Origin of the sequence: Rhodoferax sp. (genome assembly GCF_028688795.1) — a bacterium.
Taxonomy (GTDB): Bacteria; Pseudomonadota; Gammaproteobacteria; order Burkholderiales; family Burkholderiaceae_C; genus Rhodoferax.
The window spans coordinates 1-14,395 of the sequence record NZ_JAQTXM010000029.1 but is presented as its reverse complement, the minus strand read 5'-3'; the positions used below and the strand labels follow the sequence as shown (position 1 = coordinate 14,395).

Below are 14,395 nucleotides of genomic sequence, written 5' to 3'. Positions count from 1 at the left end.
ATAACCATTTTTAATATATTTCAAATGGCGTCTAGTGATTTCATAATATGACATTTAAAAAGAGGCAAACCTTCTACACTTCGCCCATGCCGTTGCACCCTCTTTTTGTCCCCTTGTCCGATTTAAAACTCACCCCCTCTGCGCGCTTGAAGCGTTGGTGGGGCCGGCTATCACCGCATCGCCAGGACCGGTTTGCAGTGTTGGCGCCGTTGGCGGCCGTGGTGTTGTTTTTGGCCGCCATCCTGTCGGCATTTGCTTACCTGCGGTATGAAGAAATCTCCCGTGAGCGTGAGGCGATCAACCGGGATGTGGAATACACCCAACAACGATTGCGCCTGCGCTTGCTGGAGCAACAAGAACAGCTGATGCGGTTTGCCCGCGAGGTGTCGAGCCGCGAGGTCAGTCACAAAGATTTTGTGACCCGTGCGGAAGCCTTGGCCAATCTTTACCCTGAGCTGCAAAGCCTGACCTGGATTGATGAAAACAGGAAAGTGCGGGCGAGTTACAACACTGCCCGGCTACGCAAGGAGTTCCAGCAGTCCAGCGGTGCCCTGATTGAAACCAAAGACACGCTCAGCAATTACCAGCTGGTGCGAGAACTGTTGCTGCCCATTTACTCAACCCCGCGAGCCGAAACAGATATGGCAGCGGTGTTGCAAATGCATTTGCCCTTGCTCGAAAAGGCAACCTTCAAAGGGGATTTACTGGCTGAATACTCGGTAGACGCCATGTTTCGATACGGTGTGCCCAGTGAGATCACCTCCAAATACGCGGTGTCCTTTCACGATGCGGACGGCAAGTTGCTGGCGGGCACCACGGTCTCTGAGAGCAAGCTCAAACGCCACTTGCTGCCTTGGGCCAGCCCGATCAACACCTATGAAATGCCGGTGTCGCCGGTGGGCAACGGCATGACGATTCGCGGCCTGGCCTACCGAACCTCGCTTGGGGTGATTGGCAGCGGCCTGTTTTGGCTGGTGATGGTGCTCAGTGGCATCACCGCCTGGTTGCTGCTGGCCAACTGGGGGCACACACGCCGGCGCATTCAGGCGCAAGACGCGCTGATGCAAGAAGCGGCGTTTCGTCGTGCCATGGAAAACTCCATGCTGACCGGCATGCGCACACTGGACATGCAGGGCCGAATCACTTATGTCAACAACGCGTTTTGCCGCATGACCGGTTGGTCTGAATCCGAGCTGGTGGGGACAACAGCGCCCTTTCCCTACTGGCCCGATGAAGATTTTGACATGCTGCAAACCCGGCTGAACGACGAACTGGCGGGAAAAATTCCGCCGGGTGGCATCCAGTTTCGGGTCAAACGTCGAGATGACTCCCTGATTGACGCGCGCTTGTATGTGTCGCCCTTGATCGATGCTTTTGGCCAGCAAACAGGCTGGATGACATCAATGACCGACATCACCGAGCCCAATCGCATTCGCGATCAGCTGGCGGCCTCGCATGAACGCTTTACCACCGTGCTGGAGGCGCTTGATGCGTCGATCTCGGTGGCGCCTTTGGGGTCAGATGAATTGCTGTTTGCCAACAAGCTCTACCGCCTTTGGTTTGGCACCCAGGCAGCCGGCCACCTGCAACTGGTGGAAGAAGCGGGTGTGCCCGCCCCTGTGGCCAGCGATGACACACGCGACACGGTGGATGCGTATGCGGGTCTGCCCACCGATCAGTTGTCCGACAAGGAGGCCGAGAGTTCCGAAATCTATTTGGGTAGCCTGGGGCGCTGGCTTGAGGTACGTACCCGTTACTTGAGCTGGGTCGATGGTCGCCTGGCCCAAATGGTGATTGCCACCGACATCACCGCCCGGCGGGTGGCTGAAGAGCAGTCGGAAATTCAAGCTCAGCGCGCCGAAGCCTCCAGCCGCTTGATCACCATGGGCGAAATGGCGTCCAGCGTGGCACATGAACTCAACCAGCCACTCACCGCCATCAACAACTACTGCAACGGCATGGTGTCACGCATCAAGGCGAACCAAATCACGCAAGAAGAGTTGCTCGGGGCCCTGGAGAAAACCGGCCGCCAAGCCCATCGGGCAGGGCAGATCATTCAGCGTATTCGTGCGTTTGTGAAGCGCAGTGAACCCAACCGCACGGTTGCCAATGTGGCCACCATGGTGGCCGAGGCGGTTGAATTGGCAGAAATCGAGTTGCGCAGGCGCAATGTCAAGCTCACCCAATTCGTCGCGCCCAGCTTGCCCAACTTGTTGGTGGACCCCATCCTGATCGAGCAGGTGTTGCTGAACCTGCTCAAAAATGCCGCTGAGTCGGTGGACTCCGCGCAACGCCCTTCCTCGCAGCGCATTGTCAAACTGCGCGTGGCCCCGACTCGGGTAGATGACAAACCCGTGATCGAATTCATGGTGACCGACTCAGGCGGCGGCATTTCGCCCGAGGTCATGGCGCGCCTGTATGAAGCGTTTTATTCGACCAAAGCCGAGGGCATGGGTATCGGCCTGTCGTTGTGCCGGTCTATCGTGGAGTCGCACATGGGTCGAATGAAAACAGAGAACACCTACAATGCAGAGGTCATCACGGGCTGCTGCTTTACCTTCTGGATTCCCATTGCAGAACCCCTACCGGCCACGCCCATAAAGCGTTCTGAACAACACACATTGCAGGTTTCACCATGAGTTTGATCCCCAAAAAAGGCACGGTTTACGTCGTTGACGATGATGAGGCAGTACGCGACTCATTGCAATGGATGCTCGAAGGCAAAGACTACCGGGTACGCTGCTTTGATTCGGCTGAGTCGTTTTTAAGCCGCTTTGACGCGCGTGAGGTGGCCTGTCTGGTTGTCGATATCCGCATGGCGGGCATGACGGGCCTGGAGCTACAAAACAAGCTCATCGAAAGCAACTCTCCCCTGCCGCTGGCCTTTATCACGGGTCATGGCGATGTGCCCATGGCCGTTGACACCATGAAAAAAGGTGCCATGGATTTCATCCAGAAGCCGTTCGACGAGCCGCAACTGCTGCTTCTGGTTGAGCGCATGCTGGAGCAGGCCAAAGAATCATTTGCCGGATACCAGAGCGCCATCAACCGCGATGCCTTGATGGCACGCCTGACACTGCGGGAGTCGCAGGTGCTGGAACGCATTGTGGCTGGTCGCCTGAACAAGCAAATCGCCGACGACCTGGGCATCAGCATCAAAACCGTCGAGGCCCACCGCGCCAACATCATGGAAAAGCTGGGCGCCAACACGGTGGCAGATCTGCTCAAAATCGCACTCGGACCAAATGCTGCCAAGGTCTAATTATTTGCTATTTTTAGCATAGCTACTTACGCCCGCCCCATAAGGATTAGCGGGCTTTTTTATTGATGGATTTGACATGATCACAAACACCCCTACTGCACACATCATCGATGGCATTGCGCTCTCTCAAAAGCTTCGCACGGACATCACCGCGCGCGCTAGTGCCCTCAAGGCGCGCGGCATCACACCTGGCCTGGCCGTGATTCTTGTGGGTGAAAACCCGGCCAGCCAGGTTTACGTGCGCAACAAGGTCAAGGGCTGCCAGGACTGCGGCTTTCATTCGGTGCTGGAAAAGTTTGATGCCACGATGGCTGAGGCCGAGTTGCTGGCGCGAATTGAAGCCCTTAACAACGACCCCGCCATTCACGGTATTCTGGTGCAGTTGCCGGTGCCCAAGCACATTGACGCCAACAAGGTCATTGAAGCCATTTCGCCGCTCAAAGACGTGGACGGATTTCACATTGCCAGTGCCGGTGCCCTGATGACGGGCATGCCGGGCTTTTGGCCATGCACCCCCTACGGCTGCATGAAAATGCTTGAATCCATCGGCTATGACCTCAAGGGCAAACACGCGGTGGTGATTGGGCGATCTAATATTGTGGGTAAACCCATGGCCTTGATGCTGCTGCAAAAAAATGCCACCGTGACCATTTGCCACAGTGCCACAAAAGATCTCAAGGCGTTCACCCTGCAAGCCGACGTGATTGTGGCCGCTGTGGGCAAGCGCGATGTAGTGACAGCTGACATGGTCAAACCCGGCGCCGTGGTGCTGGATGTGGGGATGAACCGCAATGATGAAGGCAAGCTGTGTGGCGATGTTGACTTTGAAGGCGTGCGCCAGGTGGCGGGCTACATCACCCCCGTTCCGGGTGGGGTTGGCCCCATGACCATTACGATGCTGTTGATGAACACCCTTGAAGCGGCCGAACGCGCCGCCATATAAGAGTTTTGCGGGGTTGCCCGCAGCTACACGCAGCGAGCCTGCTCTGTCCCCAACTGATCAAGACCATGACCAATCCTCTCCTCTCCTTTGACGGCCTGCCCCACTTTAACCAGATTGGGCCAGAGCATGTCGAGCCAGCCATTGCGCAGCTATTGACTGAGTCCAATGCCGCGCTTGAGCTTGTCACGGCCCCGGATTTCGCGCCAAGCTGGGACGGCATTGCCAAAGTGCTTGACGTTGCCACCGAGCGCCTGTCCCGGGCCTGGGGTTCGGTGAGCCACCTTAACAGCGTCTCTGACACACCGGAATTGCGTGCTGCCTTCAACGCGGTGCTACCGAAAGTCACTGAGTTTTATACGCGCTTGGGTGCGGATGAACGCTTGTACGCCAAATACCGCGCCATTGACCCAACCAGCCTGAACAGCGAGCAACGCCAGGCACTCAAAAACGCCTTGCGCAACTTTGTCTTGGGTGGCGCCGACCTCAAGGGCGCCGAGAAAGATCGCTTTGCCGAGATTGCCGAACGGCAGGCATTTTTAAGTCAAAAATTCAGCGAAAACGCATTGGATGCGACCGATGCTTTTGCCTACTATGCGCAGACCGATGAGTTGGAGGGCGTGCCTGAAGATGTGAAACACACTGCGCGAAAAGCAGCCGAAGTGGAAGAAAAAGACGGCTACAAGCTCACGCTGAAAATGCCGTGTTACCTACCAGTGATGCAGTTTGCCAGCAGTAGCACCCTGCGCCAGACGCTGTACCGTGCGTATGTAACCCGTGCGTCTGATCAAGCAACAGGCGACAGCACCAAGTTTGACAATTCCAGCATCATCAGCGAGATGCTGGCACTGCGACTGGAAGAAGCCAAGCTGCTGGGTTACCCCAATTTTGGCACCCTATCGGTGGTGCCCAAAATGGCCGAATCACCGCAACACGTGGTGGACTTTTTGCGCGACTTGGCCAAACGCGCCCGCCCGTTTGCTGAACTTGACCTAGCCGACATGCGTGCTTTTGCACTTGAGCACCTGAACCTGTCCGACCCCAAATCCTGGGACTGGCCTTATGTGAGCGAAAAGCTCAAGGAAGCGCGCTACGCCTTCAACGAGCAGGAAGTCAAACAGTACTTTCCGCTGCCCAAGGTGCTGGCGGGGCTGTTCAAGATTGTCGAAACCCTGTTTGAAGTGTCGATTCGCGAAGACCACGCGCCCGTGTGGCATGAGTCGGTGCGTTTCTACCGAATTGAACGTACCAGCGCTGAAGGCCGCACCGAGCTGGTGGGCCAGTTTTACCTTGACCCTGCGGCCCGCAGCGGCAAGCGCGGGGGCGCCTGGATGGACGACGTGCGTGCTCGTTGGTTGCGCCCTGACACGTACCAGCTGCAAACCCCGGTGGCGCACCTGGTGTGCAATTTTGCCAGCGGTGTTGACGGCAAGCCCGCCTTGCTGACGCATGACGATGTCACCACCATGTTCCATGAATTTGGCCATGGTCTGCACCACATGCTAACGCAAGTCAACGAGCGTGATGTGTCCGGCATCAGCGGCGTAGAGTGGGATGCGGTCGAGCTGCCCAGCCAATTCATGGAAAACTTCTGCTGGGAATGGGATGTGCTAAAAAACATGACCGCCCACGTTGACACTGACGAACCACTGCCACGTGCCTTGTTTGACAAGATGCTGGCCGCAAAAAACTTCCAGAGCGGCATGCAAACCCTGCGGCAGATCGAGTTTTCTCTGTTTGACATGTTGTTGCACACCGCACACGACCCGGCGCAGGACGTGATGCCATTGCTGCAACAAGTTCGCGACGAAGTCGCTGTGCTGCAACCGCCCACCTTCGCACGCACCGCTCACACTTTCAGCCATATTTTTGCTGGTGGTTATGCGGCTGGTTATTACAGCTACAAATGGGCCGAAGTGCTCAGCAGCGACGCCTATGCGGCTTTTGAGGAAACCGTAGGTGCAGACGGCTTGCCCAATGCAGAAACGGGCAAAAAATACCGCGAAGCCATTCTGGAAGCTGGGGGAAGCCGGCCGGCCATTGAGTCGTTCAAGGCCTTTCGCGGTCGCGAGCCCACCCTGGACGCGTTGCTGCGCCACCAAGGCATGGCGCAGCCCGCCTGACATTCACAGACCGGTCACAGACACTGACTTGAAGGACCTGCAAATGAAGCTAATTCAAGGAAAGAGCAAAACGCCAGCCGGCGTATTTGCTTGCTGCGCCTCTGGCCGCACCTCTGGTATTGTTGCGCCTTCAGTAGCACGCTGGCTGGCGGCATTGGCCTGTGGCAGTGTCTTGTTTGGGACCCTGACCACGCAGGCGCAGCAGGTGTACCGCATCGTCGGACCTGATGGACGGGTCATGTTTTCTGACAAGCCACCGGCTACCCCTGCTGCCAAAGTCACATCGACAGACAACACAGTGGCGACCAATCAGCCGGTCGGGCCGGCCTTGCCATTCGAGTTGCGCCAAGTGGTCGCCAAATACCCAGTCACGATCTACACCAGTGGCAACTGCGCGCCTTGTGACAGCGGGCGCAGCCTGCTCACCGCCAGAGGCGTGCCATTCTCGGAAAAAACAGTGGCCACAGCGCTAGATGCGGATGCTTTGCAGCGCTTTAGTGGCAGCACATCGCTGCCTTTCCTGACCATTGGTGCGCAGCATGTGGCGGGTTACTCGCCCAGTGAATGGACGCAGTACCTGAACGCTGCCGGTTACCCGGAGCGCTCCAAACTGCCCGCAGGTTACCGCTCGTCAGCTGCCACGCCATTGACCGTGCCCGAAAAGCCTGCGGCAGTGGAAACGCCTGTCCCGGCAGTACAAGTTTCCCGCCCTGCGGTGGCGCCTGTGGCGCCCAGGCCTAACCCAGGCAACCCTGCGGGTATCCAGTTTTAATTAGCGCTTATTGGCTTTGGAGTTGAATCATGGCCAGCGGCGGCTGGCCAGCCATTGCCAGCAGCAGATTGCTGGTGGCCATTTCTGCCATGGCGTAACGTGTCTCGAAGGTTGCTGAACCAATGTGTGGCAATGCAGTCACTTTGGGGTGAGTGCGAAGTGGTGAGTCCAGCGGAAGCGGTTCGGTTGCAAACACATCAAGCCCGGCGGCGCGAAGCGAACCATGATTTAGCGCATCAAGCAACGCCGATTCCTGCACGATCGCGCCACGGGCACCGTTAATAAAAACTGCACCTGGTTTCATCAAGCCAAATTCGCGCTGGCCCATCAAGCCCCGGGTCTCGGCAGAGAGCGGCAGCACAGCGGCAACAATGTCAGCGCGTTTCAGCAAGTCATCCAGCGCTGTGTGCTGGGCCTTGCCGACCAGTTCTGGCAATTCACTCGGTAAATCGATCGGGCGGCGGTTGTGGAACAGCACCGGCATGCCAAAACCCAATGCGGCACGCCGGGCCAGCGCTTGGCCAATTCGGCCAAAGCCCAAAATACCCAATGTCTTGCCATGAACATCCCAGCCAAACAGTTCTTCGCCAATGTTGCGTGTCCAGTGGCCCTCGCGCACATGGTCGGCCAGCGCGACCAAGCGCCGACTGCTGGCCATGATGAGCGCGAAAATGGTGTCGGCCGTGGTTTCGGTCAGCACGCCGGGCGTGTGACACAGCATGATGCCGTGCGTCGCCAGCGCGGGCAAATCGTAATTGTCAACGCCGACCGACACGCTGGAGATGACTTTCAGATGCGGCGCACCCGCCAAGAGGGTCGCATCTACCGGGTAGCTGGAGCCGATCATGCCGTCCGCGTTGGCCAGCGCCGCATGAAAAGCTGCAGCTTGTTCCGGGAGGCGCGGGTTAGCCACGATCACGTCATGCAAAGTTTGCAGGCGAGCGAGCTGATCGAGCGGTAATTCGCGAAAGACCAAAACTTTTTTGCGTGTTGTGTTGGCTGTTGGGGTCGGCATGGTTCAAAGTCCTGCTTGATTGAGTTCGGCGCGGGTTGGCAGGCCTTCGCTGTCGCCCAGCACTTGGACAGCGCGCGCGCCAATCCAGGTGCCACGTTTGACGGCATCGGGCACGCTCAGTCCTTCGAGCAAAGCGCTGATCACGCCCACGGCAAAACCGTCGCCGGCACCGACTGTGTCTACCACCTCTGCCACTGTAAAGCCAGCCACATAGCCGCTGCCACCCTCACCGTCATAGAACGCGCCATCGCTGCCAAGCTTGACGACCACCAAGTTGGCACCGCGTTGACGGTAGAAACTTGCAATGCCTTCAGGCGTCTGCTCACCTGTTAGAAAGCGTCCCTCTTCCAACCCGGGCAGCACCCAATGGGCGCAAGTAGCCAAGTCGTTGATGGCCTCGCGCATTTTCTCGGGCGTAGCCCACAGCGTAGGGCGCAAGTTGGGGTCAAACGACACGGTGCGCCGGGCGGCGCGCATGAGCTCCATGGTTTTGCGAGCAGCCGGCAAGGTGGTGGCTGAGATCGCGGGAAACACGCCGGTAGCGTGAAGGTGCCGGGCGCTAAGCAGCCAGGTTTCATCAATATCACCCAACCCCATGTGGCTGGCTGCCGAACCGGCACGGTGATATTCCACTGGTGGGTCGCTACCGTCGCTCACCTGGCCCTTGAACTGGAAACCCGTTTTTTGGCCCGCGTCACACACAACGTGCGAACAATCGATGCCCTCACCCGCCATGGCAGCCAAAAGATACCGCCCCATGGAGTCGGTGCCCAGCCGACTGGCCCAGCCTACCTTGAGGCCCAGGCGTGCCAGGCCAATGGCCACGTTGGTTTCGGCGCCAGCGGTGCGTTTGTGAAATGCCTTGGCCTGCTCCAGCGGGCCAGGCTGGTCGGCCACCAGCAGCATCATGGCTTCGCCGAAGGTAATGACATCCAGCGCGTGGCTCATGGGGTGGCTTTCTGCATGATTTTTGACATGTCGGGTTTGTCCGCGCAGACCGTGCCTGCCAGGCCAACCGCGACGCCCCGCAGTTGGGCGATTTCCTGCTGAACGACAGTCAACAGGTCATCGCCGGCGAGTGGGTATTCGATGGCCCAGGGCACATCAGCAGGCATGGCGCGCAGCACGGCACGCCAAGGCGCGCTGGACTCGGCCAAGGGCACGGCAACCCAGCGTTGCGGCTGGCGTTGCACCCCCTTGCAATGCACATAACGCACCTGGGAAGCCAGGGCGGTCGCCGCCTGCAGTGGGTCCTCGCCGGTCCAGTGCCAATTGCCCATGTCAAATGTCATGCCCAAAAACAGGTCTTGGGCATGCGCTACGGCAAAGAAGTTTTGCATGGCGCTCAGCGTGCCAGCCATCGGTGTCTGGTCGTTTTCAATGAGCAGCTCAATGTTGGTCCTTTGCAGGTGCGCTTGAAGATCATCCAGGGTGCGATGAGAGGCCACGCCAAAGCCGCCAATAGACATCTTCAGGCGCGATGCCCCCAAGGTTTGCGTGGCTGACAGTGCGCTTTCGAGCGCCGCAGTGTCAAGTTGACCATCAGTTGCCCAGAGGTACTGCGCGCTGGAATAGACCAGACGATTGCTAACAGTTCGCATGGCATGCGCGATGGCTGGGAGCTCATTGACCGGGTCAACCAGCAACTCGCTGCGCACTTCAACGCCATCGGCACCAGCCGCCAGACTGAGTTCGCTGAACCAGCCTTGCCCATGGCGGCGCACTTCAGCCGCGCCGAATGCAGACAGCGAAATCAAAATGGGTCGCGCCACACTCACACCTGACTGGAAAGGACGCGCCGCGCTATCGTTCTCAGTGCGCATGTTGCGAATTCAGAATTTGTCCCAGAAAGCTACGCGTGGTTTCGTGCTGTGGGTTGCTGAAGAACTGCTGTGGCGGCGCTTCCTCAATGACCTTGCCGTTGGCCATGAAGATCACGCGGTCGGCCACACTGCGGGCAAAACCCATTTCATGCGTGACGCACAGCATTGTCATGCCCTCTTCGGCCAAGCTCACCATGGTGTCCAGCACTTCCTTGACCATCTCAGGGTCGAGTGCGGAAGTGGGTTCGTCAAACAGCATGATTTTGGGCGTCATGCACAGGGCGCGCGCAATCGCCACGCGTTGCTGCTGACCGCCTGAGAGCTGGCTTGGGTATTTTTGCGCCTGCTCTGGAATACGCACGCGCTTGAGGTATTTCATGGCGATGCTTTCAGCCTCTTGCTGGCTCAGGCCGCGCGAGCGCATGGGGGCCAGTGTGCAGTTTTGCAAAATGGTCAGGTGCGGAAAAAGGTTGAACTGCTGGAACACCATGCCAACCTCCTGCCGCACCGAGTCCACGTTTTTTCCGCCGGCGGTCAGGTCAATGCCATCCACCACGATGCGGCCAGTTTGCACCGTCTCCAACCGGTTGATGCAGCGGATCAGGGTTGACTTGCCCGAACCCGACGGGCCACAGACCACAATGCGCTCCCCGGCTCGCACGCTCAAGTTGATGTTGGTCAGCACCTGAAACTTGCCGAACCATTTGTCTACCGCTTCGATGCGGATGATGGGTTCAGCGTCAAGGGCTACGGCGGGAGAGGTTTGCGTTGTGTCTGTCATTTAGAAGCACCGTTATCAGCGATATTGCACCGGGTTTATTGCATCTTTGGCAAATCGGTTTCCAGCCATTTGCGGTAGAGCTTGTTGAGCTCGCCATTGGCCGTGTTACGGGCCACGAAGTCGTCCACCGTGCTCAGTAATTCGGCTTGCCCGGGGCGCATGGCCACGGCCATAACTTGCTGGCGCAGCAGGAACTTGTTCTCGAAAGTATTGGCCGGTGCGCGTTTGTCGATTTGTGCAGCCACCGTGGTCGAGCAGCCAATGGCATCCACCTGGCCGGACATCAGGGCTTGCATGGCCGACGCGTCATCATCAAAGCGGCGAATTTCGGTGCCTTCGGGTGCTACAGCGGTCAAGGCCACGTCTTGCGTGCTGGCGCGGGCCACACCAACGCGTTTGCCCTTGAGGTCAGCGGCGGTCTTGATGCCGGCTTTTTTGTCACCGTACACCACAATGCTGGCGGCTGCATATGGCTTGGAGAACTGCACCTGCTTGGCGCGCTCGGGCGTGACCGCCAACGAGGCCACCAGCAAATCTACCTTGTTGGTCAGAAGAAATGGAATGCGGTTAGGGCCGGTCACAGGGACCAGATTGACCTTGACGCCAAGGTCTTTGGCCATCAGGCGGGCAACGTCAGCATCGTAGCCGTCGGGCTGGTTGCTGCTGTTCATGGTGCCATAGGGTGGAAAGTCAACCAGCATGCCAATGGTCAACTCGCCCTTTTTCTTGATGTCGGCAACGCTTTGTGCGCTGGCAAAGGGCGCCCAGGCAACCAAGGTGGTGGCCAGGCCCAGCGCCAGGGCGCCCGTGAATGTGCGACGTTGCAGATGCTTGATCATGGTGAAGTCTCCAGAGTTGTGGTGATAAATAACAGGGTGAGAAAGAGAAAATAGCTCAACGCGTGAGGGCTGCTGCTTGCCGTCGTTCCATGCGTGCAGCCAGAAAAGACAAGGGCCAGCACAACACGAAATAAATGGCAGCCACCACGCTGAACACAATCAGCGGCTGAAAAGTGGCGTTGTTGATGATCTGTCCAGAACGTGTGACCTCGACAAAACCAATGATGGCCGCCAGGGACGTGCCCTTGATGATCTGCACCATGTAGCCAACCGTGGGGGCCAGCGCAATTCGACCAGCCTGCGGCAAGATCACGTCCCGCATGCGAGACACATAGGACAGGCTCAGTGCCTGTGCTGCCTCCCATTGGCCGCTGGGTATCGCCTGAATACAACCGCGCCAGATTTCACCCAGAAAAGCGCTGCTGTTAAGAATAAGCGCTGCGCCAGCTGCGACCCAGGGGTTGATCTCCAGCCCCAAAACCGGTGCACCAAAGAACACCAGAAAGAGTTGCAGCAACAAAGGTGTGCCCTGAAAAATCTGAATGAAAGCGCTCGACAGCAGCCGCGCGACGCGGTTGTCCGAGGTGCGACACAGCGCAATGATCAGTCCACCAATGGCACCACCAATGAAGGCAATCATTGACAGCGCAACGGTCCATTTTGCAGCCTCAAGAATGAACAAAAATTCGGAAAAACCAAAAGTACGCATCAGCGACCTGCCGGATAGTTGAGTGTCAGGCGGTAAATTACCCGAAACAGTGCAGAAAACGAGAGCGCCAGCAGCAGATAGATGCCGGCCACAACGATGTAAATTTCGAAACTGCGAAAGGTTTGAGACTGCAAATTGGCTGCAACCGAGGTCAAATCGTCTGCAGATATGGCCGACACCACGGCCGAACTCAGCATCAGCAGGATGAATTGGCTGGTGAGCGCCGGGTAAACCGTGCGCAGCGCCGGTTTCAGAATCACAAAGCGAAAGATTTCGTGGCGCTTCAAGTTAAGCGCCAAGCCAGCCTCAATCTGCCCCTTTGGAATGGACTCGATGCCCGCGCGGATGATCTCCGTGGCGTAGGCACCCAGGTTCACCACCATCGCGACCAGCGCAGCGGCGTAGGCCGACCAGCGCAGACCAAGTGCGGGCAATGCAAAAAAGAAGAAAAACAACTGCACCAGAAAAGGCGTGTTGCGAATGAGCTCAATGTAAGCATTGATGACCCAGCGCAACGGGCGCGGCCCAGCAGTTTTGCCCCAGGCGCAAACAATGGCCACCATCAAACCCAGCAGCATGGCGAGCACCGACAACTCAATGGTGTTGAGCGTACCTTTGACCAGCAGCGGCCAAGCTGCAAAGACATCACCGAATTGAAAAGAATAGTTCATGGACAGGCGCAATCGCCAGGTTAATCACAGAAATTTACAGGTCAACTGGATCCAATCTTCCTGTCTTCAAGGACGCACTGAAACCGGTTTCAGATAATTATAAGAATGCCCCATTCCAATTTGCAACTAAGGAAAACCCTAATGAGGGCTAAATGACCGTATGCACCGACGAGCCGCGCGGCACCAGCTGACCAGACAGGAAAATCTGGCGCGGCGGCAATTGCAGGCCTTTCAAGCGCTCGATGAGGCAGCCAGCCGCAATGCGACCCAAGTCGTCAGTCGGCTGTGCAATGCTGCTCAGGCCCGGCCCAATGTAGGGCGACCACTCCGTGTCATCAAAGCCTATCAGTCCGACATCGGTTCCCAACATCCAGCCCAGCCGCGCCATGGCAGCAACCACCCGCAAGGTCACCACTGCATTGCTGGAAAGCACGGCCGGCAATCGGTTGCCAGCACGCTCGCGCAGGCTGCGCAGGGCATCATCAAGCGCCTGCGGGTCATCGGCTGCGTGTTCGAAGGTTCGACCTTGCAGGCCGGATGAATCAGGCGCCGTATTACCAATAAAAGCGCGAAACGCAGCCTCCCGCTCCTCCCGGGAGCTAACGCCCTTGATCTGTTCTGAAACAAACAGAAGCTCCTGATAACCGGCACCAAGCAGGTGGCTGACACCCATGCGAACCGCACCCACATTGTCAAGCGACACAAAATCAGCTTGCATGCCGTGATGGCGACGGTCTACCAGCACAACCGGCTTGCCGTGGCGAGCAGCCTCAGTGACAGCCTTGGCATCACCGCCCAGCGTGTTCAAGATGAAGCCTTCCACTTGATAAGCGGTCAGCGTCTCAATCGCCTCGCTTTCGCGGCAACTGTCATTACCCAAGTTAAACATCATCAGCAGGTAGCCAGCTTCCTGACACGCCTTTTCTGCACCACGCAAAACCGCGACCGAAAACGGGTTGGTGACGTCTGCTACAACCAGACCGATCAGCCGTGAACGTCCTCGTTTGAGCGATTGGGCCATTGGGCTGGGGATGTAAGACAGCGCAGCAATGGCGACTTCCACGCGAGTGGCAATGTCTTTGGTCAGCAGTTTGTCGCGGTGATTAAGGAAGCGTGAGACCGTGGCTTTGGAGACACCAGCCTCACGTGCCACATCCGCAATCGTGGCGCGTGACGTTGGCAAAGCGATTTGGACTGATGAAAGAGTTAATTTGCTGGACATCGACAATGGGCCAAACTTGCGAATTTGTTAAAGATTTCTGAAACCAGTTTCAGTCAATACTAGCATCGCAAACATGCGAGTGCAATTAGAAAAGCCCCGCATCGCTGTCGCCTAGCCGGTAGTTTAAAGTGTTGACGCTTTTGGGTTGATTTGTTAAAATGCCCTCTGAGCCGTAACGGTTTGGAGGGCATTTTCTTGTCGAAGATTTCTCTAGCAGGGTACCGCTTTCCAGAGCCCG

General features: G+C 57.5%; 13 protein-coding genes. 5 read left to right on the top strand and 8 right to left on the bottom strand.

Features of this window, described 5'->3' with window-relative positions:
* Positions 1-86: 86 nt before the first annotated feature.
* From PHQ58_RS18280 to PHQ58_RS18260, 5 genes are all read left to right on the top strand, one after another.
* Positions 87-2,639: a PAS domain S-box protein gene (locus PHQ58_RS18280; RefSeq protein ID WP_300113814.1), complete on the top strand. Its 2,553-nt coding sequence runs from the start codon at positions 87-89 to the stop codon at positions 2,637-2,639.
* Positions 2,636-3,262 carry a response regulator gene (locus PHQ58_RS18275; protein WP_300113812.1) on the top strand — a complete coding sequence of 209 codons (627 nt, stop codon included), beginning with the start codon at positions 2,636-2,638 and terminating at the stop codon, positions 3,260-3,262. Before PHQ58_RS18280 ends, PHQ58_RS18275 begins: the two co-directional genes overlap by 4 nt.
* 76 nt (positions 3,263-3,338) lie before the next feature.
* Positions 3,339-4,205, top strand: a complete 867-nt coding sequence (gene folD / locus PHQ58_RS18270; RefSeq protein ID WP_300113810.1) for a bifunctional methylenetetrahydrofolate dehydrogenase/methenyltetrahydrofolate cyclohydrolase FolD — start codon at positions 3,339-3,341, stop codon at positions 4,203-4,205.
* 65 nt (positions 4,206-4,270) lie between these two features.
* Entirely contained in the window at positions 4,271-6,325 is a 2,055-nt protein-coding gene (locus PHQ58_RS18265; RefSeq protein WP_300113808.1) for a M3 family metallopeptidase, read from the top strand.
* 43 nt (positions 6,326-6,368) lie between these two features.
* Positions 6,369-7,097 carry a glutaredoxin family protein gene (locus PHQ58_RS18260; RefSeq protein ID WP_300113806.1) on the top strand — a complete coding sequence of 243 codons (729 nt, stop codon included), beginning with the start codon at positions 6,369-6,371 and terminating at the stop codon, positions 7,095-7,097.
* A gap of 7 nt (positions 7,098-7,104) precedes the next feature.
* On the opposite strand, the gene PHQ58_RS18255 is transcribed toward PHQ58_RS18260, so the two are convergent.
* The 8 genes from PHQ58_RS18255 to PHQ58_RS18220 all read right to left on the bottom strand — a co-directional run bounded on the left by PHQ58_RS18255 (position 7,105) and on the right by PHQ58_RS18220 (position 14,118).
* Entirely contained in the window at positions 7,105-8,112 is a 1,008-nt protein-coding gene (locus PHQ58_RS18255) for a D-glycerate dehydrogenase (RefSeq protein ID WP_300113804.1), read from the bottom strand.
* Between the two features lie 3 nt (positions 8,113-8,115).
* Complete coding sequence (locus PHQ58_RS18250) at positions 8,116-9,060, bottom strand: sugar kinase (protein ID WP_300113802.1); 945 nt, start codon at positions 9,058-9,060, stop codon at positions 8,116-8,118.
* Entirely contained in the window at positions 9,057-9,935 is an 879-nt protein-coding gene (locus tag PHQ58_RS18245) for a glutamine ABC transporter ATP-binding protein (protein ID WP_300113799.1), read from the bottom strand. The genes PHQ58_RS18250 and PHQ58_RS18245 overlap by 4 nt, the downstream gene beginning before the upstream one ends.
* Complete coding sequence (locus PHQ58_RS18240) at positions 9,925-10,716, bottom strand: amino acid ABC transporter ATP-binding protein (RefSeq protein ID WP_300113796.1); 792 nt, start codon at positions 10,714-10,716, stop codon at positions 9,925-9,927. The genes PHQ58_RS18245 and PHQ58_RS18240 overlap by 11 nt, the downstream gene beginning before the upstream one ends.
* Before the next feature lie 35 nt (positions 10,717-10,751).
* Positions 10,752-11,555 carry a transporter substrate-binding domain-containing protein gene (locus PHQ58_RS18235; RefSeq protein WP_300113793.1) on the bottom strand — a complete coding sequence of 268 codons (804 nt, stop codon included), beginning with the start codon at positions 11,553-11,555 and terminating at the stop codon, positions 10,752-10,754.
* Positions 11,556-11,610: 55 nt separating this feature from the next.
* Complete coding sequence (locus tag PHQ58_RS18230) at positions 11,611-12,264, bottom strand: amino acid ABC transporter permease (RefSeq protein ID WP_300113791.1); 654 nt, start codon at positions 12,262-12,264, stop codon at positions 11,611-11,613.
* Positions 12,264-12,935, bottom strand: coding sequence for an amino acid ABC transporter permease (locus PHQ58_RS18225; RefSeq protein ID WP_300113789.1), 672 nt, complete (start codon positions 12,933-12,935; stop codon positions 12,264-12,266). The genes PHQ58_RS18230 and PHQ58_RS18225 overlap by 1 nt, the downstream gene beginning before the upstream one ends.
* 148 nt (positions 12,936-13,083) lie before the next feature.
* Entirely contained in the window at positions 13,084-14,118 is a 1,035-nt protein-coding gene (locus PHQ58_RS18220) for a LacI family DNA-binding transcriptional regulator (protein ID WP_300113787.1), read from the bottom strand.
* Positions 14,119-14,395 lie beyond the last annotated feature (277 nt).

What these genes read in the sequence shown, in the direction of transcription:
- PHQ58_RS18245 (WP_300113799.1), bottom strand. Translation starts at nt 9,935, where the DNA reads ATGCGCACTGAGAACGATAGCGCGGCGCGTCCTTTCCAGTCAGGTGTG.
- PHQ58_RS18240 (WP_300113796.1), bottom strand. Translation starts at nt 10,716, where the DNA reads ATGACAGACACAACGCAAACCTCTCCCGCCGTAGCCCTTGACGCTGAA.
- PHQ58_RS18260 (WP_300113806.1), top strand. Translation starts at nt 6,369, where the DNA reads ATGAAGCTAATTCAAGGAAAGAGCAAAACGCCAGCCGGCGTATTTGCT.
- PHQ58_RS18250 (WP_300113802.1), bottom strand. Translation starts at nt 9,060, where the DNA reads ATGAGCCACGCGCTGGATGTCATTACCTTCGGCGAAGCCATGATGCTG.
- folD (WP_300113810.1), top strand. Translation starts at nt 3,339, where the DNA reads ATGATCACAAACACCCCTACTGCACACATCATCGATGGCATTGCGCTC.
- PHQ58_RS18255 (WP_300113804.1), bottom strand. Translation starts at nt 8,112, where the DNA reads ATGCCGACCCCAACAGCCAACACAACACGCAAAAAAGTTTTGGTCTTT.
- PHQ58_RS18265 (WP_300113808.1), top strand. Translation starts at nt 4,271, where the DNA reads ATGACCAATCCTCTCCTCTCCTTTGACGGCCTGCCCCACTTTAACCAG.
- PHQ58_RS18225 (WP_300113789.1), bottom strand. Translation starts at nt 12,935, where the DNA reads ATGAACTATTCTTTTCAATTCGGTGATGTCTTTGCAGCTTGGCCGCTG.
- PHQ58_RS18230 (WP_300113791.1), bottom strand. Translation starts at nt 12,264, where the DNA reads ATGCGTACTTTTGGTTTTTCCGAATTTTTGTTCATTCTTGAGGCTGCA.
- PHQ58_RS18235 (WP_300113793.1), bottom strand. Translation starts at nt 11,555, where the DNA reads ATGATCAAGCATCTGCAACGTCGCACATTCACGGGCGCCCTGGCGCTG.
- PHQ58_RS18275 (WP_300113812.1), top strand. Translation starts at nt 2,636, where the DNA reads ATGAGTTTGATCCCCAAAAAAGGCACGGTTTACGTCGTTGACGATGAT.
- PHQ58_RS18280 (WP_300113814.1), top strand. Translation starts at nt 87, where the DNA reads ATGCCGTTGCACCCTCTTTTTGTCCCCTTGTCCGATTTAAAACTCACC.